The 25,351-nt window shown below is 55.6% G+C and carries 19 protein-coding genes and 1 pseudogene; 12 read left to right on the plus strand and 8 right to left on the minus strand.

Features of this window, described 5'->3' with window-relative positions:
- Positions 1 to 106: 106 nt before the first annotated feature.
- From dnaB to METAL_RS10615, 3 genes are all read left to right on the plus strand, one after another.
- Positions 107 to 1,501, plus strand: coding sequence for a replicative DNA helicase (gene dnaB / locus METAL_RS10605; protein WP_005372190.1), 1,395 nt, complete (start codon positions 107 to 109; stop codon positions 1,499 to 1,501).
- Complete coding sequence (gene alr, locus METAL_RS10610; RefSeq protein WP_005372192.1) at positions 1,494 to 2,609, plus strand: alanine racemase; 1,116 nt, start codon at positions 1,494 to 1,496, stop codon at positions 2,607 to 2,609. The genes dnaB and alr overlap by 8 nt, the downstream gene beginning before the upstream one ends.
- A gap of 109 nt (positions 2,610 to 2,718) precedes the next feature.
- The gene (locus METAL_RS10615; RefSeq protein WP_005372194.1) at positions 2,719 to 3,846 is read left to right on the plus strand and encodes an aminotransferase class V-fold PLP-dependent enzyme; all 1,128 of its coding nucleotides are present in this window, start codon (positions 2,719 to 2,721) and stop codon (positions 3,844 to 3,846) included.
- Positions 3,847 to 3,879: 33 nt separating this feature from the next.
- Here the strand turns inward: METAL_RS10615 and METAL_RS10620 are convergent, their stop codons facing one another.
- Entirely contained in the window at positions 3,880 to 4,590 is a 711-nt protein-coding gene (locus tag METAL_RS10620) for a glutamine amidotransferase (RefSeq protein ID WP_005372195.1), read from the minus strand.
- Between the two features lie 318 nt (positions 4,591 to 4,908).
- On the opposite strand from METAL_RS10620, the gene METAL_RS10630 reads away from it, so the two are divergent.
- The 3 genes from METAL_RS10630 to METAL_RS10640 all read left to right on the plus strand — a co-directional run bounded on the left by METAL_RS10630 (position 4,909) and on the right by METAL_RS10640 (position 6,863).
- On the plus strand, positions 4,909 to 5,478 hold the full coding sequence (locus tag METAL_RS10630) for a hypothetical protein (protein WP_005372197.1): 570 nt from the start codon (positions 4,909 to 4,911) through the stop codon (positions 5,476 to 5,478).
- A 78-nt stretch (positions 5,479 to 5,556) separates the two neighbouring features.
- A complete protein-coding gene (locus METAL_RS10635) occupies positions 5,557 to 5,931 on the plus strand; it encodes a hypothetical protein (protein ID WP_005372199.1) in 375 nt (124 codons plus the stop codon).
- Positions 5,932 to 6,020: 89 nt separating this feature from the next.
- Positions 6,021 to 6,863 carry an alpha/beta hydrolase gene (locus METAL_RS10640; protein WP_005372201.1) on the plus strand — a complete coding sequence of 281 codons (843 nt, stop codon included), beginning with the start codon at positions 6,021 to 6,023 and terminating at the stop codon, positions 6,861 to 6,863.
- Positions 6,864 to 6,950: 87 nt separating this feature from the next.
- Here the strand turns inward: METAL_RS10640 and METAL_RS10645 are convergent, their stop codons facing one another.
- Positions 6,951 to 7,304, minus strand: a complete 354-nt coding sequence (locus METAL_RS10645) for a YceK/YidQ family lipoprotein (protein WP_005372203.1) — start codon at positions 7,302 to 7,304, stop codon at positions 6,951 to 6,953.
- 177 nt (positions 7,305 to 7,481) lie between these two features.
- Positions 7,482 to 7,949, minus strand: coding sequence for a protein CreA (gene creA / locus METAL_RS10650; RefSeq protein ID WP_005372205.1), 468 nt, complete (start codon positions 7,947 to 7,949; stop codon positions 7,482 to 7,484).
- 375 nt (positions 7,950 to 8,324) lie between these two features.
- Here creA and METAL_RS10655 point away from each other — a divergent pair, with 375 nt between their 5' ends.
- The gene (locus tag METAL_RS10655) at positions 8,325 to 9,041 is read left to right on the plus strand and encodes a YidB family protein (RefSeq protein ID WP_005372207.1); all 717 of its coding nucleotides are present in this window, start codon (positions 8,325 to 8,327) and stop codon (positions 9,039 to 9,041) included.
- A 301-nt stretch (positions 9,042 to 9,342) separates the two neighbouring features.
- Here the strand turns inward: METAL_RS10655 and METAL_RS10660 are convergent, their stop codons facing one another.
- Positions 9,343 to 9,567, minus strand: coding sequence for a hypothetical protein (locus tag METAL_RS10660; protein WP_031431729.1), 225 nt, complete (start codon positions 9,565 to 9,567; stop codon positions 9,343 to 9,345).
- A gap of 129 nt (positions 9,568 to 9,696) precedes the next feature.
- Here METAL_RS10660 and METAL_RS10665 point away from each other — a divergent pair, with 129 nt between their 5' ends.
- The 3 genes and pseudogenes from METAL_RS10665 (at position 9,697) to METAL_RS10675 (ending at position 14,179) form a co-directional block, all read left to right on the plus strand.
- On the plus strand, positions 9,697 to 10,935 hold the full coding sequence (locus METAL_RS10665; RefSeq protein WP_005372209.1) for a glutaredoxin family protein: 1,239 nt from the start codon (positions 9,697 to 9,699) through the stop codon (positions 10,933 to 10,935).
- A 367-nt stretch (positions 10,936 to 11,302) separates the two neighbouring features.
- A complete protein-coding gene (locus METAL_RS10670; RefSeq protein WP_005372210.1) occupies positions 11,303 to 12,838 on the plus strand; it encodes a hypothetical protein in 1,536 nt (511 codons plus the stop codon).
- A gap of 382 nt (positions 12,839 to 13,220) precedes the next feature.
- A pseudogene (locus METAL_RS10675) lies at positions 13,221 to 14,179 on the plus strand (IS5 family transposase).
- A 304-nt stretch (positions 14,180 to 14,483) separates the two neighbouring features.
- Here the strand turns inward: METAL_RS10675 and METAL_RS10680 are convergent.
- The 3 genes from METAL_RS10680 to METAL_RS10690 are packed head-to-tail and all read right to left on the minus strand — an operon-like array spanning position 14,484 to position 20,206.
- A complete protein-coding gene (locus METAL_RS10680; RefSeq protein WP_213069365.1) occupies positions 14,484 to 15,932 on the minus strand; it encodes a TolC family protein in 1,449 nt (482 codons plus the stop codon).
- Entirely contained in the window at positions 15,919 to 19,095 is a 3,177-nt protein-coding gene (locus tag METAL_RS10685) for an efflux RND transporter permease subunit (protein ID WP_005372216.1), read from the minus strand. The genes METAL_RS10680 and METAL_RS10685 overlap by 14 nt, the downstream gene beginning before the upstream one ends.
- Positions 19,096 to 19,120: 25 nt before the next feature.
- The gene (locus METAL_RS10690) at positions 19,121 to 20,206 is read right to left on the minus strand and encodes an efflux RND transporter periplasmic adaptor subunit (RefSeq protein WP_005372217.1); all 1,086 of its coding nucleotides are present in this window, start codon (positions 20,204 to 20,206) and stop codon (positions 19,121 to 19,123) included.
- A gap of 488 nt (positions 20,207 to 20,694) precedes the next feature.
- On the opposite strand from METAL_RS10690, the gene METAL_RS10695 reads away from it, so the two are divergent.
- On the plus strand, positions 20,695 to 22,095 hold the full coding sequence (locus tag METAL_RS10695) for a hypothetical protein (protein ID WP_157203473.1): 1,401 nt from the start codon (positions 20,695 to 20,697) through the stop codon (positions 22,093 to 22,095).
- Between the two features lie 284 nt (positions 22,096 to 22,379).
- A complete protein-coding gene (locus METAL_RS10700; RefSeq protein ID WP_005372219.1) occupies positions 22,380 to 23,255 on the plus strand; it encodes a DMT family transporter in 876 nt (291 codons plus the stop codon).
- Positions 23,256 to 23,405: 150 nt separating this feature from the next.
- Here METAL_RS10700 and htpG read toward each other — a convergent pair whose 3' ends face one another.
- On the minus strand, positions 23,406 to 25,334 hold the full coding sequence (gene htpG, locus METAL_RS10705; protein WP_005372220.1) for a molecular chaperone HtpG: 1,929 nt from the start codon (positions 25,332 to 25,334) through the stop codon (positions 23,406 to 23,408).
- Positions 25,335 to 25,351: the final 17 nt, after the last annotated feature.

Here is a 25,351-nt window from a genome sequence, read left to right on the forward strand (position 1 = left end):
ACCGATGCTCCGGTGTGCCGCGGCCAATTTTGATAATATAGCAGTATATCAAATCGAGGGGCGCTTGCCTCACTTATCTAACCCACTCTTTTTCTCTCGTCATTAAATGCCTGACAGCCTGATTTTTCCGCACGACTACGCGCATGACTCTTTAAAAGTTCCGCCCAGTTCGATCCAGGCCGAACAGGCCGTACTGGGTGGCCTGATGTTGGACAATCAGACCTGGGATTCGGTTGCGGACAAGGTGACCGCCGACGATTTCTACCGGAAGGACCACCGGCTGATCTTTCGGACGATCGAGAATCTGGCCGAAAAACAGATTCCTTTCGATGTGGTGACGATATCGGAGGCGCTGGAGGATATCGGCGAGCTCGAAAATGCGGGTGGCCTGGCGTATCTGGGCATGCTCGCGAAGGATACGCCGAGCGCCGCGAACATCGTCAGCTACGCGAATATCGTCCGCGACCGCTCGGTGCTGCGGCAATTGATCCACGTCGGCACCGACATTGCGGACTCCTGCTTCAACACCGAAGGCCGCAATACTTCCGAGCTGCTCGAACATGCGGAGCGCGAAGTGTTCAAGATCGCCGAACAGCGCCAGAAAGGCCAGAGCGGCTTCCAGCCGATCAAATCGCTGCTCGCCAAAGCGGTCGACCGGATCGAGGTGATGTTCGCGCAGGAAGGCTCGATCACCGGCGCCAGCACCGGCTATACCGAACTCGACCGCCTGACCTCCGGCCTGCAGCCGGCCGATCTGATCATCGTGGCCGGAAGGCCGTCGATGGGTAAAACCACGATCGCGATGAATATGGCCGAGAATATCGCGATCAAAAGCCGGATGCCGGTTGCGGTGTTCAGTATGGAAATGCCGGGCGACGCGCTGGCGATGCGGATGATGTCCTCGCTCGGCCGGATCGACCAGAACAAGGTCCGGACCGGCAAACTGGAGGACGACGACTGGCCGCGGCTGACCTCGGCGATGAGCCTGCTTGCCGAAACCAAACTGTTCATCGACGACACGCCCGCGCTGACGCCGACCGAAGTACGCTCGCGCGCGCGCCGGCTGATGCGCGAGCACGGCCAGATCGGGCTGATCGTGATTGACTACCTGCAATTGATGCAGTCGCCGAGCAGCGGCGACAACCGGGTGCAGCAGATTTCGGACATCTCCCGCGGCCTGAAGGCGCTCGCGAAGGAACTGAACGTGCCGGTGATCGCGCTGTCGCAGTTGAACCGCAACCTCGAACAGCGGCCGAACAAGCGGCCGGTGATGTCGGACCTCAGGGAGTCTGGCGCGATCGAGCAGGACGCCGATTTGATCATATTTGTATACCGCGACGAGGTCTACCACGAAGATACCCCAGACAAAGGCATCGCCGAACTGATCATCGGCAAGCAGCGGAATGGTCCTTTGGGCACCGTGCGCCTGACTTTCCTCGGGCAGTTTACCCGTTTCGAGAATTACGCGGGCACGCAATACGACCAGGATTATTATGAATGATCCGCTAATGCCTGCCGCCTATGCGGTTTTGAATACCGATGCGGTAAAACGTAACGTCTCCGTGGTGAGACGCCATGCGCCCGGCGCAAAAATCATGGCGGTGATCAAAGCCAACGGCTACGGCCACGGCTTGCAGCGTATCGCCGAAGTGCTGGCCGATGTCGATGCGTTCGCGGTTGCGCGCGGCGACGAAGGGATCAGGCTGCGAAAAGCCGGCTTCGAGCAGCCGGCCACCGTGCTGGAAGGGTTCCGGAACCGCGACGAGCTCGATCTCTTCCTGTCGTATGGCCTCGATACGGTCGTACATTCGTTCCCGCAGCTCGATATTCTCGAAAGCTGCCCGGAAACCGGCAGGCTCGGCGTCTGGCTGAAGGTCGACACCGGCATGAACCGGCTCGGCTTTCGGCCCGCCGATTTCAGTCATGCGCATCAGCGTCTGCGTGAATGCCGGGTCGTCAAAGGCCCGATCCGTTTCATGACGCATCTGGCCAATGCGGACGACAAAACCGATGTAAAAACCCTTCGACAGATCGCCTTATTCAACGAGACGCTCGCGGGCTGTCCGGGCGAACGCAGCATCGCCAACTCCGCCGGTATTCTGGGATGGAAAGATGCCTTGACCGACTGGGTGCGGCCCGGCGTGATGCTTTACGGCATCTCGCCGTTCCCGTCGCAGACCGGCAGCCAAATCGGCCTGCAGCCGGTGATGGGCCTCTATTCGCAGTTAATTGCGGTCAAGCCGGCGTACCCAGGCGAAACGGTTGGCTACAGCGGCACCTGGCGTTGCCCCGAACCGACGCGGCTAGGCGTGATCGCGATCGGTTACGGCGACGGCTATCCGCGCTATGCCAGAAACGGCACGCCGGTGCTGGTCAACGGCCGCCGCGTGCCGCTGATCGGGCGCGTGTCGATGGACATGATTACGGTGGATCTGGCCTCGCAACCGGACGCCAAGCCGGGCGACCCGGTGACCTTATGGAACGACGAGCTGCCGGTCGAAGAAATCGCGCAGTGCGCCGACACGATTCCTTACACGCTGGTGTGCGGGATCACCCAACGGGTGCAGATCATCGAGCGGGAATTCGAGCCGGCGACATGCGAATCGTAGAGTATGCTGTGCGTACCGAGAGAGATAAAGGAGGATACCGATTCAAGGTACGCACGGCGTACCCTACAGGGTGCATGATTAAACAATCCGATCATTTTCGAGCTTATGTATGCATCATCCTGAATTTCCGTTAGCCGATGACCTGATTTATTTCAATCATGCCGCGGTCGCGCCCTGGCCGGACCGGACCCGTAAGGCCGTGGCCGAGTTCGCCGAACAGAACGCCCGCTACGGCGCGGCGTTCTATCCCGACTGGCTTCGAAAAGAAACGCAGTTGCGTGAGCAGTTGCAGGCGCTGGTCAACGCACCGAGTCCGGACGACATCGCCTTGGTCAAAAACACGTCCGAAGCGCTGTCGTTCGTCGCTTACGGCCTGGACTGGCAGGCCGGCGACAATATCGTGACCAGCAACGAGGAGTTTCCGTCGAACCGGCTGCCGTGGGAGTCGCTGGCCGCGCAAGGCGTCGAACTGCGCCAGGCCGACCTGCATGCCGCCGCCACGCCGGAAGACGCGCTGTTCGCGTTGGTCGACCGCAACACCCGCCTGCTGACGGTCAGTTCGATCCAGTTCGCGACCGGCCTCCGGCTCGATATCGAAAGGATCGGCGAATTCTGCAAGCGGCGAAGCATCCTGTTCTGCATCGATGCGATCCAGAGCATCGGCGCGGTGCGCTTCGATGTGCAGGCCTGCCGGGCGGATTTCGCGATGGCCGACGGCCATAAATGGATGTTCGGCCCCGAAGGGCTCGGGGTGTTCTATACGGCCCCGGACGCGCGCGACCGGCTCAAACTGACCCAGTTCGGCTGGCACATGATGAAGGATACGCACAATTACGAAAACAGGCCCTGGGCGATGCACCCGGCCGCCCGCCGCTTCGAATGCGGCAGCCCGAACATGCTCGGTATCCATGCCTTGTCCGCCAGCGTCTCGCTGCTGCTCGAAACCGGGATGGAAAAGATCGAAAGCCTGCTGTTCGAACGGATGGATTATCTGCGGGAACGAATAGAACGGCATCCCGAGCTGGAATTACGGTCCCCTGCCCCGCCGGCGCTAAAGTCGGGTATCGCGGTATTCAAACATAAAAAGATTGCGAATCCAGCGCTTTATCAATACCTGATGCAACAAAAAGTGATTTGCGCCCTGCGCGGGGCGGGCATCCGTTTCTCGCCGCATTTTTACAACAGTCCGGATCAGATCGACCGGGCGCTGGCCATCATCGACCGCTGTCCGGCCTGACCGGCTCGGGTCATCGCCGTTCCGTCGCTACCGCTACCGTTCCGTGCAATAGCCGTAAAACCGTTTCAGCAGCGCATTCGCGGCCTCGGTATCGGCTATCGCGGCCTTCAACGCGGCAACGTCCCGGCCGTGTTCATGCAGCGCGGCGGCATGTTCGGCCACATAACCGTGCATGATCTCCGCGGTAAATTCGGGATGGAACTGGACTCCCCAGGCGCATTCGCCCACCCGAAACGCCTGGTGCGCTTCGTAGGCGTTGCCCGCCAGGTGCAAGGCACTCGCCGGCAGCCGCATCACCGATTGCGCATGGGTGACATGCGCGGTAAACCGGTCCGGCAAATGGCCGAGCAAAGGATCCCGTTTTCCTTCTTCGGTCAATTCGATCGCGACGGTGCCGATTTCCCGGCCTTGGGGATGATAATCGACATGGCCGCCCATCGCCTGCGCCAGGAGTTGGTGGCCGAAACAGACGCCCAGCAAAGGGACCGCCTCGCTCACCGCCTCCCGTACCCAGACGGCCAGGGACTGCATCCATCCGGCTCGATCGGTCACCATCGCAGGCGAGCCGGTGATGATCGCCCCGGATAAAGTTTCCGGCAACGGCAACGCTTCGCCTCCTGCCGCATCGATAACCGGCGCGCCGGACAGGCCGCAGCCTTCGCTCATCCAGTCTTCGAAATCGCCGAAGCGCTGCCGGATGGGCAACAATGTCGAGCCGGTTTTGATGATGACGAAAGATTTCAAATGATATAGCCGGAATTTTAAACTGGACTTGGGGAGTGATCGCGGCGCGCAACCGATCGGTATCAGGCACACTGATCGCCGCCCGGGATCTCGCAGGCATTATACTCTGCCGGGCGATTTTCGGGGAAGGTGCGGCCGTGGACGCCGGGGCCGGCCGTAAGGCGATTACGGTAAAGCCGACATTTTGCTGCGTGGACGCCGGTTTCTCCCTCTTCCGTCAGACAGTCCGGGAAAATGACAGCCTGACTGTGGCATCCGCCATGCTTATGCGTTAGGATAGGCACCGGTGAATCGATGAAATCAGTCAGGATCGGTAGCATGCAGACTAAAAACCGCCGTTTCCGCTTGCCGAGTTACCGCCGGCTGCTAATCGGTTTATTGACGAGTTTCCTGACCGCGGGCTGTACGTCGCTGGAGTCCCGGTTATCCATCGAGCCCTACACCAAAAACAAACCGGTGCGAAACGCGCTCGAAGATCTCGCGGAAGCCTATTGCCGGGAAAAACGCACCGAAACTCATGCGCAGCCCGATTTCATTTTCACGACCGACGGCTGCTCGCGTTGGCCGGATGATGACTGGGTCGCCTGCTGCATTGCGCATGACATCGCGTATTGGTGCGGCGGCAGCGGCCGGGACCGGGATTACGCCGACCGGGAATTGATGCGCTGCGTGAACGCGAAAGCGAACGGACTCGGAAATATCCTCTATGCCGGAGTCCGGCTGGGCGGAATGCCCTGGCTACCGACGCCCTGGCGTTGGGGTTACGGCTGGGATAATTGGCCGGCCGGTTACGAAACCCTGCCGCCTTCGCCTCCGGCGCCACAACTTTTCGAAAAACTCAACGTATATGAATCGATCGAGCGGCACCTGAACGGAAGCGCACATTGAGACGGGGTGCATATCGTTTGATCTCCGCCAACCCTCGCCGAGACCTCGGCGCTAGCCTAGCCGACTGGAGTAAAACCGATGAACAACGATGCTTCCGGGATGCGAATGATTTATGAAGGACCATTGCAGATCGGCATTTATGCCTTTATTTTTTTCGGCCTGTTCGCGCTGGCCATCACGCTGTGGGTACTGTATAGACGGGATACCTTGAGAATCAAATATCTCTTGCTGGTTGCCTGGGGCATCCTGCCGCCCGTCTGGTTTGTCGTGGAATATTTCTTTATCTTTTTACCGTACGGCGCGCCGGGCTCGTTCGGTTTTTTCCAATACGGCCAGGACATCGCCTCGAAACTGTGGGCGGCGGTGTTCGCGCTGATCTCGATCGACCTTTACAAGGCCAGCGAAAGAGCGAAAGAAGCCCGAAAACACGAGACTTCGGAGGATTATGGCTAACCGCCCTTGCCGCTCCCGCGGCCCGGCAATTCCCTATCGGGTCGCTTCCTTGAATCCGGCACGGCCCGCTTCCACCAAGATTTCGTAAAATGGAATTTTTTCAGACACGGGACCGCCTGTCCCTTTTTTATACGGCCCGTCCGGCGGTGTCGCCGAAAGCGTCGATCGTGTTTCTGCATGGCGTGGGCGAACATATCGGCCGCTACGAGCCGGCTCTTCAGGCGTTCGCCGCCCGGGGATACCACTGCTACGGCTTCGATCAGCGCGGCTTCGGCCGTTCCGAAGGCAAACGCGGGCATGTTCATGTTTTTCAGGACTACGTCGACGATGTCGCCGAGTTCATCGCCAGGATCGTTGACGAGGCGGCGGCCCGTCCGCTTTTTCTGTTCGGTCACAGCATGGGCTCGATCGTGATGCTGAACTACGTGCTGCAGTACCCGCAAATCATCCGCGGAGTGCTGGTTTTTTCCTGCCCGCTGCACTTGGCCGGCCGGCTTGCCGATTACGGCGCCGCTTTAGCCAAAAAATGCTCGAAATATGCGCCGCAATTTACAGTTCCCACCCTGATCGACCTTGACGAACTGACCGACAATCCACGCGTGATCGACGACTTCGAGCACGACCCCTGCCGCCTCTCTACCGTCACGTTCGGCTGGCTGAACCAGTTTACCCTGGCCCGCGAACATATCGGGCGCCACGCCGGCCGCATTGTATCGCCCGCCTTGATTTGCCACGGCGGCAGTGACCGGATCGCCGCGCTTTCGGGCGCAAAGGCCTTGTACGAGCGGCTGGGGAGCAAGGACAAATCGTTAATCGTTTATCCCGGCTTCAAGCACGAACTGCTCAATCATCGGCCCGCCGAATCGGCGCAGGTATTGAAGGAAACCGCCGCTTGGCTGGACAAACGCCTGATCTCCCTCCAGAAGAACTAGCGCCGGCTTGCCGGATCGACGAAATTCGGTATCCCTCTCCGAAGACTCGTTCCGTGCCTCCGCCGCCGAATACGATATGAAAACACCTCAGTTGCCGGCCGATGCGATGTCGTCGCTACGGAACGCCTCCGGATTGTAAATGCGATACAGGTCGTAAGGCACCACGACCGTATCGAAAACGGTAGAAAAAGGCAGATCGATAGTCAGAACAAAGCCGACAATCCCGTTGACCCATCCCGGCTGCACACCTTCCTGGTCGGTTTTCAAAGGCTGGCCTTTCATTAGCGTCCCGAGATCGTTCACATCCTGCCGAACGCCGGGATAAACCCGCCATTTATCATCTTGCTCAACAACGTCGGTTCTCGCTCGTATGCTCGAACAGCCGAGCATCAGCAAATCCAGGAGAATCACCGTAACCCATCTTGCAGTATTGAACTTCATCGCTCTTTCCTACCTTCCAGTGGAAACGCTCCCGTTCCGGAAAACCCCTCGGAGAGAACGATCCTAACCCCATGAACCGGCCGCCGCGCCGTAAGCCTGTCACCTCTGCTTTATCTGACCCGCAGTCCTTCCGCAGGTTCGATACGATCTCGCCAAACCGCTTCATCACGTCCGGATTTAGCGCCAGGCCTGAATCGGTACGGCGGAAACGCTGTTTTTCGGCGAGCCTTCCAATACCCGGTCGCTGTAGACCATATAAACCAGGGTATTGCGGTTTTTATCGAAAAACCTGACCACCTGCATCGACTTGAATATCAGCGAGGTGCGTTTTTTGAATACGTTTTCACCGTCGCGCTCGCCCGATTTGATCTTTGGATCGAGGTTGATCGCTCCGGTCTGATGGCAGGACAGCGACGCATCCGAAGTGTCTTCGGCAACGCCGACCGCCCCGGAAACCCCGCCCGTTTTGGCCCGGCTAATGTAGCAAGTCACGCCGGCGACGTCTGGATCGTCGAATGCCTCGATCACGATCTTGTTGTCGGGGCCGATCAGCTTGAATTCGGTATCTACGGAGCCGATCGTATCGGCCGGCGCGGTTGTGCTGCAAGCGATCAATAACAGACTGATGACGCTTCGGTTTTTCATAGGGGTCCTCCCGAAATGGTTAAGGTAAAACAAAAAGTAATCCGATTATCTTCTATTACACAGGAACCCTGACTTTTTTCAAGCTTTTCGACGGCTTTACGGAGGCCGGTGACGCGGATGTTTTTTGTCGAGACCCGCCGCCTCTGCCATTTGAATCCATTCGATGGATTGAATCGGACACGATTATTCCGCCAGTCTGAACCCTCGATCGCATTCATTGCTCTTAAGTGTTATTCCCGATGCAATCGGGCCTTAAGTCCGGTATCGGCAATGGCAGGTTTACGGATTTTTGAATCGTCCTGAAGCAAAAATCGCCTGTGATTGATCCGCAACCGAGTCTTCGATTTTTTTCATCCGGTTATCGAGGAGGTCGTGATGAGTCTATTTACCGAAATCGTCAAATCCGCCATCGGCGCGAATACCCACGAAGAAGCCGAACCCAAGACCCAAAATCTGGTAAACGGCGCCCTTGGCATGCTGGAGTCCATGGGGGGCGTCGGCGGACTGGTTCAAAAATTCCAGCAGTCCGGACTCGGCGAGGTGGCCTCGTCGTGGGTCGGCAAGGAAAAAAACCAAACCGTACAGCCGGAGCAATTGAAACAGGTATTGGGCGAGGATCAAATCAGGAACCTGGCCCAACGAGCGGGCATCTCCGAATCCGCGGCGCCCTCCGTGCTTTCGAAAATCCTGCCCGACATGGTCGACAGATTGACGCCGGAAGGCAAGGAACCCGAATCGGGCAATCTGGCGGAGTGGGGCAAGATGATTCTGGGCGGGGCGGGCATCGCCGCGGCCGCGGCAGGCGTCTATTTCGGACGCCAGGACAAGGAAGAGGATCAGCCCTCGATCGAGCCTGAGCAAACCACGCCGTCGCCGGCTGTCACGGGTATCAAAGCCGACGCGCCGGCCGCTCCGGCATCCCCTGCCCCGCAGCCGCGCACTTATCAAGTCGCGAGCGGCGACACGCTGTCGGAAATCGCGAAGCGGTTTTACCATGACCCGAACCAGTGGCCGCGCATTTACGAGGCGAACCGCGACATTTTGAACAATCCGGACCGGATATCCCCAGGCCAGAATTTGCGCATCCCCTAACGATAGCGCAGGTCAACGGGAGCCGTCGTGGATAGAATTGAATGGCGCTTAGGATTAGGTCGATCATAATTTCCCCCTCGTTCTCCCGCCGAACGCTTAGCTGCAGGGTACGCTCTGCGTATCTTTCGATATTAGATGGTACGGACTCGGCAACGGCTCCATGCGTTAACTCCTGCATCCCTGCAGTCGAGCGTACCCTACGGGGCTGGCTGGACTTAACGACATGGCAGCCTTCAGAAGGTGAGGGCCTTCTTACACGCGACATGAAAATACTCTAACGTAAACCGGCGTTCCTTGAAATTCAGCCCCGCAACGTCTTTTCCAATTTTTTCGCCTGGCCGGCGTCCAGCCACCGCTCGCACCAGGCATTCAAGGAACCGGCGCTGCCTTTCATCAGCTCGAATTCCCGTTTGGCTTCTCCCGGCTGTTCCTTGGGCCACCAGCTGCGCGCGATAAACTGGCCGGCGATATACTCGCGGGCTCTGGATAACTCGGCGTCCGTGATATGGATGTTTTTCGAAGTCATCGGGTTCACCAACCTGAATAAAGATAGGGGGACGAAAAGGTTGTAATACTCCGACCTTATTTTTAGGCAATAGTTGATTTTAAGATGATAATGAAAGCCTTGCCGCATCGATAGAGATCAAGTCTCCGAATGAACATGCTCAAATTTTTACTTGCGCGTTCAACGCCGGTTGTCCTTGCCTTACTGCTCGGATTTGTTGCCTCGATAGCCGGCGCGGCGCCTTCAGCGGTAACGCCTGAAGCCGAATCAGATCGGATTGCGGCGCCAAAGGACATCGCCGTCGAAGTGTTCATTCGCGAAGGCTGCCCCCATTGCGAGAAAGCCAGATCATTCCTGGGCGCTCTGGCGGCCGAGCGGCCGGAGCTGCGGATTTTGCTGCGCGATGTCGGCCAAGACGCGGCCGCGCTCGAGCGCTTGAGAGAGTTGGCGAATGCGCAAGGCATCGGCAAACCCGGCGTGCCGGCTTTTTATATCGACCGGCGGCTGATGATCGGCTTTTCGGATGAGACAAACACCGGAAAACAACTTCTGGACGCACTGGCCGATGCAAAACGGCCGCAACCGGCCGCACCTCCGGAAAGCTGTACCCTCGATCAAGCCCAGGTTTGCGAAAAGCCGCCAGAGCCGGCCGGCTTCGAAGTCTCGCTGTTCGGCCATACGCTCGCGCCGGATCGGGCCGGCTTGCCGCTGTTCACGCTGGCGATGGGTCTGCTCGACGGCTTCAACCCCTGCTCGATGTGGGTGCTGATCCTGATGATTTCGCTGTTGGCGCCGATGCGGGACCGCTGGCGCATGTTCGCGGTCGCGGGAACCTTCATCGCGGTCGAAGGGCTGGCCTATCTGGTTTTCATGGCGGCCTGGCTGAATCTGTTCTTGCTGGTGGGATTCTCGCGGGTCTCGCAGCTCATCATCGCGGCGCTGGCGATAGGCGCCGGGATGATTCATATCAAGGATGCGCTGGCCTTCGGCCGTGGGATTTCGCTGTCGATACCGCAACAATCCAAACCCGGCCTCTACGCGCGAATCCGCCGAATCCTCCAGGCCGAAAATCTGCTTGGCGCGCTCATCGCCGCCGCGATGCTGGCCGTTTTGGTGCAGATCGTCGAGTTCCTCTGCACCTCGGGCTTTCCGGCGCTTTATACCCGCATTCTGACCCTGCGGCAACTGGATCCCTGGAGTTACTACGGCTACCTGCTGCTGTACAACGCGGCTTACATGTTCGACGATATGCTCGTGCTCGGCGTCGGCATATTCACGCTCAGCCAGAGGCGGCTCCAGGAAAAGGAAGGCCGCTGGCTCAAACTGGCCAGCGGCGGCGTAATGATCGCTCTCGGCGTCTATCTGTTGGAGGCACGGCATTCGGGTTGAGCGACAGCCACCTCGACCGAACCGAACTGGCGGTATGCCGATCGCTCTGCCCTGCCGATGAAAGCTATGTCCTGAAACCGCATGAATAGCCGCGTCCGCAACCTCCGCGCCGCAGGGTGCGGCTAAGACTCAAGAGCCAGCACAGGAACTTGCGTTTCGCACTAGGCATTTCCCTATCGTTCATGGCATTATTGACGGCAGTTTATTCTCATTTCGATTTAAATAACCGTTTTATCAAACGGCGGTCGGTAAAAAATACCCTGGCAAAAGTTCAATCATTTCGCATCGGCGCGCTTATAATTCTTCAAAACAGTATGATCTTTCCCTATTCGACATCTTTTAAAAAGTACCCGGGAGCAGTTACACGATGACGGCCGAACTCTTCGTTCTCTTGACGGTGCAGTTGCTTGGAACCGGGGCGGCCTTCCTTCTGGCCTACCGGTCCTTCGAAAAACGCCGCATCAAACTGGGCGCCGAACCGACGCTGCCGCAATACTTTATCCGCCGGAGCACCTACACGGCCGGAATCGCCTTATATTGCACGCTAATGGCAACGTTCTACGGCCTGTTGACGTGGCAATGGCTGCCTATCGAGCCTCTGGTGACGCTGATCGTCAAGAGCCTTCGCACCGGAGATTGGGTAACCCTTTTGAACGGTTTGGGCGGCAGCACATTGGTCCCGTTGATCATCGCCGCACTGTTGCTGTTTTTCATTGCCTGGGAAAACAAGTTCAATCCCCTGCTGATCTTGCGCGACAGCATCCACGATGCCTTCGCGATTCCGACCAAGGCGGTCGAAGTCTACAATGGGCTGGTCACTTCGAGATTGTCCGCGATCGACGACCGTTTAAAAGAGAAAATTGCCGACCGTCTGTTGGTGCCGAGCATCGATCCCGGCGATTTCCAGAAATCCGACGCCACCGTCGAGTATAAATGGGCGCACAATTGCCTGCTTTTCGATGAAATCCAGAACTACGCCGAGCAAACCTCCTTTCGCCGTTTTTTCAACGAACCGTCGCTGAAATGGGGAGAAATCTGCATTTCCTACAACGCCATGTCGGAAAGAGTCGCCGTGTGGAAAGAAGCCGAGCCGCACTATACCAAGACGGTCAATCTACTGAAGGATCTGGATCACTTGACCGGCCTGCTCTGCCGCCTGCTCGCGTCGCTGATCGTGTTCGGCAGCGCCAATGAGAACGACATTTGGTCCGCCGTGAAGCGGCTCGGCGGCAACGTGCGCGAAGCCCGGCTGGAACACACCTATAGATACATCCTGCTGTTTACCGCCGCCGCCGCGATCGGAGTGATGCTGGGCCGGGAAATCTCGGTCCTGCTGCACAATACCTTCCTGTTTCCGGAAAGGCCGCTTGCCCACTTCGACTACACCACCTTGCGTTGGGTCGCCTATGCGATTCCGATGTACGTGCTGCCGGTCGCGCTGGTCTTCGTTTCCCGGACCTTTGTTTTCCGGCAGCATCGAGGGCGGTCCGACCGATACTACGGTTTTTATATATCGGTGATGATGTTGGGCTTCGCCGTCAGCACCGCGGTATCGGTACTGGTGCTCGAACTGACCTTCTACCGCAGGGAGCATTTCAATTTTCTGGAAAGCTTCATCCAGCACATGCGTTGGGGAATCCTGCCGGCGCTCGTGTGCGGCTTCGTGGCTTATCAGATGGACAGCCCCGCCAGCGCATCGGAATCCATCGGCAGAGTGGTTTTGGCCGCTCTACTGCGGTTTTTCGGCTGGGGAACGATCGCCGTGATTATCATGTTGTATACGACGGACGATTTGCCGGTCGAAGTATCGAATCTGCGCTTCACCTTGGTCGGCACCGCGTTCTTCATGATCGGCCTGCTGGGCGCGGCCGCTTACTTCCAGACGCCGAGGGCTGACGACTAATCCGTCTCATAACTTCCCCTTTTCGTTCCCCCGCCGAGCGTTTATCGCGATACCCCCTTGCCAGCTTGGGTCACCCCCAAAAAGGTACAAGCCGCTGTAGGGTACGCTCGACTGTAGGGATGCAGGAGGTACGACTCCAGGGATGGGGGAGGTAGATCGCGTCGGGAACAGGCGATCGAGAGCAATGCAGGAGCAATTGCCGACGACTGCATGGATGCAGGAGGTAGGGCAATGCAGGAGCAATTGCCGAGCGCGTACCTTGCGACATTGATGGTACGCACAGCGTACCCTACAACTGAAGGTTGTGTTTAAGGAAACTCTGAATAAGTCCTACGCCTGGGATAAAATATCCGCAGCTTGCCATTTTCGATAGGTGCCCGCCATGAAGCAACTCGGACTCAGTGCCCCACTGTTTGTGAAGAAACCGAAACAGACTCGGCGGCAGCAATTTCTCCAAGAGATGGAGCAGGTAGTGCCTTGGAGTTTGTGGACGAGCCGGATAGCGCCGCACTACCCGACAGCGGGCCGAGGCCGCCGCCCCTTTCCCTTGGCGACGATGTTGCGCATTCACCTGATGCAGCAGTGGTTCGGCTATTCCGATCCGGCGATGGAGGAAGTATTGCACGACATGCCGCTGCTGCGCGAGTTTGCCGGGCTCGATGCGGGCGAGGACGCCCTGCCGGATGAAACCACGATCCTCAAGTTCCGGCATCTGCTGGAACGCCATCAGTTGGCACAAACCCTATTTGATGAAACGGCGGCGCTGTTGGCCGAAAAAGGCCTGTTGCTACGGCAAGGCACGATCGTCGATGCGACATTAATCGCTGCCCCGCCGTCCACCAAGAACCGGGCGCGCAAACGGGATGCCGAGATGAGTTCGACCAAGAAAGGGAACAATTACCACTTTGGGATGAAGGCGCACATTGGGGTCGATGCCGAGTCGGGGTTAGTGCATACTGTGGAGATGACCACCGCCAAGGTGGCGGATGGGGTCATGACGGAGGCGTTGCTGCACGGCGAGGAACGGGTCGTGCTGGGCGATCGGGCCTATACCCGCAAGGACCGGAATCTGGCGGCGGATCGCCTGGAAGGTGAGCCGGTTTGGGCCTTTCCGTTCAAGCGGGGGGAAGGGTGAGGAGTTGCCGGTAGAGCAAGCCCTTCACAACCACATGGCTGGCGCCGTTACGCGCCATGGTCGAACATCCGTTCCGGATCGTCAAGCGCCAGTTCGGCTATACCAAAGTGCGTTACCGGGGGCTGTTCAAGAATGCCCAACAACTCTACTTGCTGTTTGCCCTGGGCAATCTTTATCACGTTCGGCAGGCGCTGCAGCCGACCTAGGGAGACCTTTGTCCTTCGCCCTGGAAAACCGAGAACACTGAGTGAAATCACCCCGATAGCGGGCGCTGCCGGGAAGGATTTGCCCATTTTCGGCGAGGTGCCACGGATGTCGCACGGTGTCGCTTATAAAAACCACTTATTCAGAGCTTCCTTAAAGCCGTGTAGCTCTGGCGCGCTTTTTGTGCCCGACAATATCGATACCGCAATCGGGTGATGGTTTTGAGTTATGTTCCTATTTGGGGCATGGCTCTCGCCCAAGCGTCGGGCAACGGTGAAGCGGTTTCCCGACCTACTCACTAGACAATTACACATTCTGCCACCCGCCGCCAAGCGCCTTATACAAGTCCACCACCGCGCTCATTTGCTTCTGTTTCGTTTCGATCAGCTCTTTTTTGGCATCCAAGGCATCCCTTTGCGTCAACAAAACCTCCAGATAATCGGCGCGGGCCGACAGGAACAGCTGGTTGGCCACGTCGATCGATTGCACGAGCGAGTCCACCTGATTGCTCTTGAAGCGATAGTTCTTGTCCAGATTGTCGATGTTCGAAATTTGATTGGCCACTTCCATATAGGCTTTGATGATGCTTTGCTCGTACTCGTAAGCCGCCTGAACCTGCTTGGCGTTGGCGTTTTTGTATTCGGCGATGATCGCGTTCTTGTTTACCAGCGGTGCGACCATCTCGCCGGCAATGGTCGCCGCCAGCGACTCCGGCGTATTGATCAAATATTTGAGCGCGAAAGCCTGAAAGCCGATGCCGGCCTTGATGCCGAAGGTCGGATAGAAATTCGCTCTCGCCACTTTGATGCTCAAATCGGCCGCCGCCAGCTCCAGTTCCGCTTGCTTGATATCGGGCCGGTTTTGCAGCAGTTGCGAAGGTATCCCCACCTGGAGCATTTTCGGTTTGATGTCCATGAAGCCGGCCGAATGGCGCTTGATCGGCCCGGACGTTCGGCCCAACAAAAAATTGATGCGGTTTTCAATGACGCTGATCTGCTGTTTGATCTCGTATTTTCTGCTCTCGTTTTTGGTCACTTCCGCAGCGTAACGTTTGACCGCGAGCGCATTCGTTCTGGCATAAATCTGCAATTGCTTGACCATCTCCAGGCCGTTTTGCAGAATGGCGATGTATTGTTCCAGGTTTTCGAGCTGATTGTCCAACGCGAGCAGTTCGTAATACGAATGCGCGACCTCGGCGACCAGATTGGTCACCAAAAAGTGCCGGCCTTCGATCGACGCCATGTAATCCAGCACGGCCACCTGCTTCTCGTTTCTGAGCTTTTTCCAAACGTCGATCTCCCAGGTCGAAAACAGCCCGAACTGATAATCGCCGAGCAAGGTCGGAAACGACTCGCCCGGCCGTATCTCCAGATTTTCCTCGACCGCGCCGCTGCGCGTAAACTGTCCGACCTTGTCCGCGCCGGCGCCCGCACCGATGCTCACAAAGGGCAGATAAGCCCCTTTACGCTTTTGAATTTCATTTTCCGCCACGCTGATGCGCTGCAGCATGATATTCATTTCCTTATTGTTCGCGATCGCCGTTTTGATCAATGCGATCAGATCGGAATCTTCAAAAAAATCTGCCCAATTCGCGGTTGCGGTATTTTTCTGTGCCGAAACGCCCGGTGTATTCTTGAAATGATCCGGCAGCGCGGTGTCGGTCTTTTTGGCGGTCATTGCCGGGATGCCGCAGGCTTGTAACATCAGCCCCACAGCGCCCAACAGCAAAAACTGCAATGTATTACTCTTCAACATCATTCGTACCGTAGTGATATTTTTCGGTTAAAGGATCGATATCTTCGTGCTTAATTAGTCGCTTGCCTTCGATCATCTTGGCAAAGACGTAATACAATCCGGGGATTAGCACGACGCCGAATACGGTACCGAACAGCATGCCGCCTAGGGCGGTCGTGCCGATCGTCCGGTTGCCGACAGCTCCCGCTCCGGTGGCGATCGCCAACGGAATCAGGCCGGCGATGAACGCGAACGAAGTCATCAAGATCGGCCGGAAACGCGCTTTGGCGCCCTCGATCGCTGCCTCTTTAATCGTCATGCCCTGGGCTTGCTTCTGCACCGCGTATTCCACGATCAATACCGCGTTTTTACCGAGCAAACCCACTAACATCACCAGCCCCAACTGAGAATAGACATCATTGGCAAGGCCCAGCTCTTTCAGCAGGAAGAATGCGCCGAAAAGACCAGGGGGCAGCGAACATAATACGACTAACGGCAAAACAAAGCTTTCATACTGCGCGGCTAGCACCAGATAGACGAACATGATAACGACCACGAAGATCTCTATTGCTTCAGTACCGCGGCGGGCTTCGTCAAACGTCAAACCTTCCCACGCGACGTCAAAACCTTTCGGTAAAACTTCAGCGGCGACTTCCTGGATCGCCTTGATGGCTGCTCCCGTGGTATAACCGGCGGCTGGCTCGGCGCGGATAGCGGCGGAATTGTAAAGGTTATAACGCGTGATCTCATTGGGACCCTGCCGTTTCTTCATGGTCATGAAAGCGGAGTACGGCACCATCGCGCCCTTGTCGTTTTTCACGAAGAATTTCAACACATCCTCAGGGAAACGCCGAAATTCGGGCAGAGCCTGGGCGTAGACCTTGAAAAAGTTATTGAAGCGGATAAAGCCCTGCTCATAGGTGCTGCCGATCATGATGTCCAGGTTATTCATCGCCTTGTCGATGGTAACGCCTTTTTGCATCGCGAGCTTATTGTCGATGACCAGTTCGTATTGCGGATAATTGGCCGCATAGAAGGTAAACAATCCGGTCAGCTCCTTTCGCTTGCGCATCGCATCCATGAACGTATGGTTAATTTTGTCGAACTCGAAGTAATCCGTATCTATGGTCTTATTCAATAAACGAAACGCCAAGCCGGATGCCGCGCCGTAACCCGGCACTGCCGGCGGTTGAAAAAACTCGATGACCGCGCCCATGTCATGGGTTTTTTCCTCGAGTTCGTTGATGATATCCTGTACGGAATGTTTGCGTTGGGTCCAATCTTTCAGGTTGATGACACAGGTGCCGGCATTCGAACCGCGTCCTTCGGTGAGCACTTCGTAGCCCGCCAAGGAAGAAACCGATTGCACGCCGTCGATTTTTTCAGCTATCCCTTCCAGTTGCCGCGCCACTTTGTTCGTCACTTCGATGGTGGAGCCGGGCGGCGTCTGGATAATCGCGTAAATCATGCCTTGGTCTTCACCCGGAATAAAGCCGGAAGGCAAGGTTAGACTGACTGTATAAATACCGAAACAAAATGCGCCCAAAATCGAAAAGGTCAACAACCGTCGCATGACGACGACATTAAGAATTTTAATGTATCGTCCCGTGACCTTTTCAAAAAGGGCGTTGAATGCATCGATGAAAAGACTGATCGGCGTTTTCCGCTTCTTCTGTCCGTGCGTGTTTTTTAGAATCATCGCGCACAGAACCGGGGAAAGCGATAACGCCACGATCGCTGAAATGACGATCGACGAGGCCATGGCGATACCGAATTGCCGGTAAAATACGCCGACCGGCCCGGACATGAACGCAATAGGGATGAACACGGACACCATGACCAGCGTAATCGCCACAATGGCTCCGCCGATTTCCCCCAAGACTTTTTTCGAGGCGACAAAAGGAGAAACATGCTCCGCTTCCATTTTCGCGTGCACCGCTTCGACCACCACGATCGCATCATCGACCACGATGCCAATGGCCAATACCAAGGCAAACAGAGTAATCAGGTTGATGGAAAGCCCGAACGCCGACATCACGGAGAAAGCTCCGATCAGCGAAACCGGTACCGCGAGTATTGGGATCAAGGTGGAACGCCAGTCGCCCAAAAACACAAACACCACCAAGGATACTAGCAAGAACGCTTCGCCCAAGGTATGCAGGACTTTGTCGATGGAAGCTTCAACGAATCTCGATACGTCGTAATTGATTTCGTAGTCCATGCCTTCGGGGAAGGATTTTTTCAACTCTTTCAATTTTTCCTTGACGTCTTCTATGACCTTTTGGGCATTAGTGCCGTAGTTTTGCTTCAGCACGATGGACGCGGAAGGGTACCCGTCCTTATCGGAGTAAATATTATAAAACTCGCTGTTCAGATCGACTCTGGCGATGTCTTTAATACGCAGAATTTCACCTTCCGGGTTGGCCCGGACAATAATGTCTTCATATTCTTCCTTCTTATTGAAGCGCCCTTTATAGACCAGCACGTATTCTTTGGACTGGGCGGCAATACCCGTGCTTTGGCCCAGCCGGCCGGGACGTCCGATAATGCTTTGCTCTCCGATCGCGTCCATCACCTCGTCTACCGAAACGTTATAGGCGCGCATTCGGTCAGGATTCAGCCAAATCCGCATCGCATATTGGCGGGCGCCCAATATTGTGGCTTGGGCGATGCCAGTGATGCGCTGAATTTCCGGAATAACGCTGACGTAGGCATAATTAAATAAAAGCTTCTGATCGGCGTTTTTGTCCTTACTGTACAGGTTGACGTACATCAGCATGCTGGGCTGGACGAAGTTCACGATCACGCCTTCTAACTGTACCAGTTTGGGCAGCCTGCTCATCATCTGATCCACGCGTGTCTTTACGTTAACCATCGCAATGTTGGGATCAACCCCCAGATTGAAATACACTTGAATAGTCGATTCGCCGGCGCTGGTCGCGTCCGAGGTGAGGTATTTCATGCCGGGCACGCCGTTGATGGCGCGTTCGATCATAATCAAGGACGATTGCACCAATACATCGGCGCTGGAGCCGGGAAACGATAACGAAACCGTAACCCGCGGCGGCGCAATATCTGGAAACTGGGCAATGGGCAAGGATCGGATTGCCAGGAAGCCCATGAACAGGAACACGAGCGATAACACGATCGCCATCACGGGTCTTTTGATAAAGATATTAAACATGATTGATCACTGATTGGATTAAAGGTTACTCGGCGTACAGTTCCAACTCGGGGAGAACCTTTTCCGGAGGCCTTAAATCGATCTTCACCTCTTCTCCGGGATGTACTTTACGCAAGCCTTCGAGCAAGATCCTGTCATCGTCCCGCAAGCCATCTTTGATGATAAACAGATGCGGTATGTCGGCTTCGATCTTGATTAGCCGTTGCTCCAGTTTGTTTTCTTTGTTGATGACATAGACGTAGTTTTTATCCATGATTTCGAATACCGCTTTTTGCGGGATGAGCATGGCGTTTTTATAGAGCTTCGCCATTAAGATCGTTCCGGTTTCGCCGTGCCTGAGCAGCATGTCAGGATTCGGGAAGGTGGCGCGGAATTCGATGTTGCCGGCGGTATTGTCGAAGTCCGCTTCGATCGTCTCGATCACGCCGGTTTGATTGTAAATCTGGCCGTTCGCCATTCTAAGCCGAACCTGGGTAGGCGCGCCGCCCTTTTGGTGCATTTTGTAATCCAGATACTCGGCTTCCGGAACGTTGAAATACACCCATAATTTGCTGATGTCCGACAGCGTGGTCAACAGCGCCCCTTCATCGAGAAGGCTGCCGTTTCTGGCGTCCAGATGGTCCATGATCCCATCGAAAGGCGCCTTGATGTCGGTGAAGCCCAAATGGGTTTCGGCCAGTTTCACTTCCGCATTGGCCTTGTCCAATTTCGCTTTCGCTAAAGCCAGCTCGTTCAACGAAACGATTTTTTTATCGGCCAAACCTTTGGTATTGAGGTATTCGATATTGACGGTGTTGGCTTCGGCTTTCGCTTTTTGCAGTTCGGCCTGATAGATGTTGGGCATGATTTTAAACATGGGTTGCCCCTGTTTCACCGTTTTTCCCTCATCCACAAAAATATTCTGTAGATAACCCCTTTCCAGCGCCCGCACCTCGATATGTCTAATGGCATGGATCTGGCAGACGTATTCCTTGACGACAGACGCGTCTTCGCGTAGTGGGGTGGTGACTTCCAATTTGGGAGCTTCTTCCTTTGGTTCGGCTTCCGGTTTGTAGCAGCCGTTCAAGAGAACGGCCGATAAGCCTAAAATTACCAAGGCTTTAGTAATCATTTTTACGATCCTTAGGGCTCGATGAAACAAAAAATTGTGATTAATAAAATCAATATAAAATCGATCTTTGTAACGATAAATGCGTCGCATGAAGCGACTGCTCGGTGATGATGTATTAGGACTTAGCAAGTTATATGCCACATAAAAACTCTCCCTGTTTGTCGGAGGAAAGCCAGCGTTTTAGTCGAATACTATGTGAAAAAATAAAGCGATAAGGGGGAGTTGACCCGCTGTTGACGGTTGAAATCCACCATCGACTAAACCCCAAAAATACGTAGTGTTTTGGCCTGATACGGGCGAGCGCGTTTTAAAGTTGCGGATGAAGGGATGGGCAAAACGGTGCATTCTCGATGGTTCCGAAGGCCATCGAATTCTAAATAGAGTCTGCCTTTGGCTTGAAACTGGCTTGAATTCTAGCGCTTCCGCGCAATCCAATGAAATCATCGGATATTCTCGAGTTAGTGGACGGTAGGGAGTCGGAATTGCACATGAGCGCTAATCTTCAGCTTTTCGGCTCCAAAGTCTTTAGACGGATATCCAAAACGGCTCTGCTGTTTGCTCTGACCTTAAATGTCGGCGGCTGTAATCTGATCAAGCACACCTTGGAACTGCCGGAGAAAGGTATCCGTTCCATTTTTTCGCTCACACGGGAAAAGGAGGAAAAGCTCGATCCGGTCGAACTGCAATCCCAACTGCTCCGCTTTGCCGACAATTCCATCAACACGCTTAACCTCACCGCCGGCCGGCTGCATCGGGAAGACGAGAAAGTGACGCAAAACCGCAGCATTTTATTGCGCCGCATCAATACCACCAACGATATCATCGCGATCGCGACCGGTGCCAACGCCTACGCCAATCTCCTCGACATGATCATCTTTGCCTCTCTGAACCGGATGAATGTCGAGGATTACTGGATGCCCCAATTTTTCGGCGACTCCGCCAAGCCTTATCTGCGCGCCGCTCAAGATGTAGAAAAGGAAATCTGGAGGATCGCAGGCACCGTGCTGAAAAAAGAACAGATGTCGGAATTGCGTGCGGCTATCGAGACCTGGCATAAGCAGCATCCTAGTACGCGTTCGCCTCGCGATCTCGGCTCAATGGGCTTTGCAACCGAAATCGCACAAATGAACAGGCGCCCCGATCAACCCGGAATAACCGCCAGCGTCTTCAATTTGCTCGTGATCGATCCTCTGGCCGAGCTCGATCCGGCTACCCGCGAACTGGCCAATACCCGGCTGTTTGCAGAACGCGGCCTGTTTCTGGCCCGCTATTTGCCGACTCTGATCCGCTGGGAAACCGAACTGCTGGTGATTCAGGCGGGGGAAACGCCTAAGATAGAGCAACTGCTGTCCAATACCGATCGACTGACCGAAGCGGCGAACCGATTCAGCCGGACGACGGAACGCCTGCCCGGCTTCATCAGCGCCGAACGCCGGCAGATCATCAATGCACTGAGCCGGCAGCAGCCGGAACTCGCCGAGCTGGCTACTCGAACCGAAAAATCGCTGGCCGCGGGCAAAGCGATGTCCGATGCTTCGACTGTCACGCTAAAGGCATTTCAGGATGTGGTGCGGCAACTGCAAGCCAGCCCGCCCAGACCGGACTCGGAGCCTTTCCGGATCGAGGATTACACAGTCGCCGCCGCCCAAATGGCCTTGACAGCGCAAAACTTGGTCCGATTGATGCAAACTCTGAATCAGACCCTGGCGCCCGGTAACTTGGATGAACTGACTGCCCGGTTCGAATCGCTAAGCCGACAGAGCAAAGAGTGGGTGAATTACGCGTTCTGGCGAATCGTAGTGCTGGGGTTGATTCTGATAGTTTCGGCTTGCGCGATAGTGCTGGTTTCGGTTTTGGTTTATTGGAGGTTGAAAAAGAGATTTGCCTGATTGTCGGTTAAGTCAAAATTAGCTTCTATTATCAGATAATATTTTAATTATAGGTTGCCCAAAAGGTACGCACAGCGTACCCTACGAATTGATATACCGATCATTTGACATTCGATGCCTCGCAGCAAAGCTCCCCGTGGCGGCGATACCCGCATTTTCAGCGATCGACCAGCGGCAATGGGTAGCCAACCAAAACCCATTAATTAATCGGTTTTCTTTTGAAGCGAGAACCATTAGAATGCGCTCCCTTTGACTATTCGAGATTTACATAAAGGAAACCGCTTTTGGAAATCGTATTCGTTTTCGGGCGGTTGTTTCTGTCTTCAGTATCCAACGTCTTTCAGAAACAGCTGTCGCATCAAGGTCTGCATCCGTTCTACATCGTCGCCACCACCTATGCGGTACTGTCCGCACTCTCCCTGCCGTTTGCCCTCAACACGGCCTTTTTGCATTTGGAGCCTTCTTTCTGGATCGATGTGTTTATGGCCTCCCTACTCGACGTAGGCGGCTGGATATTTATGGTGATATCGCTTTCCAAAACCGACCTGTCGGTGTTCGGGCCGCTCAATGCTTATAAGGTCGTGATTTCGATGTTGTTGGCGATCGTGTTTCTCGGCGAGGTGCCGACCTTACAGGGATTTGCAGGAGTGGCGGTCATCGTCGCAGGCAGTTTTTTGCTGTTGCCGCCGTCTGGGGGTGCAGCGCCGAGTGGGCTAAAGCCGCTTCTGCAGGAGCGGGGCGTACAGGCGCGTTTTCTTTCCATTCTGCTGTTTTCGATCGGCACGCTGTTTCTGAAAGGCTCGCTCGAACATTCCACGCCGCTGGAAACCCTGATTTTCTGGTCATGGTTCGGATTGCCGCTGATCCTGCTGGCGAACGCTTTTTTAAGCGCGGAGCGCTTGACCGACAATATCAAAAAATCGCAGCCGCATGTTTCCCACATCACCTTGGTCGGAGCGGCGGTCTTCGTGATGCAATATCTGACGCTGGTGCTAATGGCGCAAATGCTGATTGCCTACACACTGGCCTTGTTTCAGCTCGGGATGCTGTTCCAGGTATTCCTCGGCTACAGGATATTCAACGAACCGCACTTGGTACGCAGGCTGGTCGCAGGCCTGGTAATGGTGGCAGGCAGCGTGATGGTATTGCTGGTGCGCTAACCGGCACGGAAAAAATCGTCCGATGCCGATAACGTAGGGTACGCTGTGCGTACCTTGTTTTGATCTGCTCGAATATTTAGAAAAAGGTATGCACAGCGTACCCTACGGTGAAAAAAAAGGCCGGATATTCCGGCCTTTTTTGTGTCGCGATTAGTGCAGAAGACCCTGCAGCAAGCCGTTCAGCTTGTGTACGAAAGCGGCCGGATCGTCGAGCTGGCCGCCTTCGGCCAGGATCGCCTGATCGAACAGGATCTGTGCCAGGTCGGCGAAGCGCGCATCGTCCTGTTCGGCTCTCAGACGCTGCACCAGCGTATGGTCCGGATTGATTTCGAAGATCGGCTTCTTGCCGAAGTTCATCTTCTGGCCGGTCTCCTTCATAATCCGTTCCATGTTCAGGCTCATGCCGTACACATCGGAAACCAGACAGGCCGGCGATTCGGTCAGGCGGTGGCTGAGCCGCACTTCGCTGATTTTGTCTTTCAAGACTTCTTTGATTTGATTCAGCACCGACTCGAAATCCTTGCCGACTTCTTCCTGGTGCTTTTTCTCTTCCTCGTCGTCCAGCTTGCCGAGGTCCAACTGGCCCTTGGCGACCGATTGCAGATGCTTGCCGTCGAATTCGTCCAGGCTCGAAACCAGCCATTCGTCGACGCGGTCGGACAGCAGCAGCACTTCGATGCCTTTCTTGCGGAAAATTTCCAGATGCGGACTGTTCTTTGCGGCCGCGTAGCTGTCCGCGGTCACGTAGTAGATCTTTTCCTGGCCTTCCTTCATCCGGCCGACGTAATCTTCCAGGCTGACCGACTGCTTGTCGCTGTCGCCATGGGTCGAGGCGAAACGCAGCAGTTTTGCGATGCGTTCCTTGTTCGCATGATCCTCGATCGGGCCTTCTTTCATAACCGCGCCGAATTCGCTCCAGAATTGCTCGTATTTTTCCGGCTCGTTCTTCGCCAGCCCTTCCAGCATGCCGAGCACCTTCTTGACCGCGCCGGATTTGATCGTGCTGATCTGTTTACTTTGCTGCAGAATCTCGCGCGAAACGTTCAGCGGCAGCGAATTCGCATCGATTACGCCCTTGATGAAGCGCAAGTAGCGCGGCATCAACTGCTCGGCGTCATCGGTGATGAACACCTTGCGGATGTACAGCTTGACGCCGTGCTTGTTGTCGCGGTCCCACAGGTCGAACGGCGCCCGCGAAGGGACATAGAGCAGCAGAGTATATTCGTTCGTGCCTTCGACCTTGCTGTGCACATAGGCCAGGGGATCCTGAAAGTCGTGACCGACATGCTTGTAGAACTGATTGTAATCGTCTTCGGAAATGTCCTGGCGCGCCTTGGTCCACAGGGCCGAGGCGCTGTTGACGGTTTCTTCCTCGACCAGCGGATTGGGATTTTCGATCTCTTTGCCTTCGTCGTCGTAGGACGGCATGATTTCCTTGTCCATCACGATCGGCAGCGAGATATGGTCGGAGAATTTGCGGACGATAGAGCGGATGCGCCAACCGTCCAGAAATTCGCTTTCGGAGTCTTTCAAATGCAGGATGATTTCGGTGCCGCGCTTTTCCTTCTCGACCGTTTCGAGCGTGTAGTCGCCCTCGCCTGTCGACTCCCAGCGCACGCCTTCGCTTTTCGGCGCGCCGGCCTTGCGGGTAATCAGGGTGACCTTGTCTGCGACGATGAATGCGGAGTAGAAGCCGACGCCAAACTGGCCGATCAGCTCGCTGTCTTTGGCCTGGTCGCCGGTCAGCGATTCGAAGAATTGCTTGGTGCCGGACTTGGCGATCGTGCCGATATGTTCCTGCACTTCGGAGCGGGTCATGCCTATGCCGTTATCGATCACCTTGATGATGCGCTTGTCCTTGTCGAACTCGAGGCGGATTTTCAGATCGCTGTCGCCTTCGTACAGGCTTTCGTCGGATAAAGCCGAAAAGCGCAGTTTGTCGGCCGCATCGGAAGCGTTCGAAATCAGCTCGCGCAGAAAGATTTCCTTGTTGCTGTACAAGGAATGGATCATCAGGTGCAACAGGTGCTTGACTTCGGTCTCGAAGCCCAGAGTTTGTTTTTTTGCTTCCACTGTCATAGGTGCTCGTTCCGGTT

The organism is Methylomicrobium album BG8, from assembly GCF_000214275.2.
GTDB lineage: Bacteria > Pseudomonadota > Gammaproteobacteria > Methylococcales > Methylomonadaceae > Methylomicrobium > Methylomicrobium agile.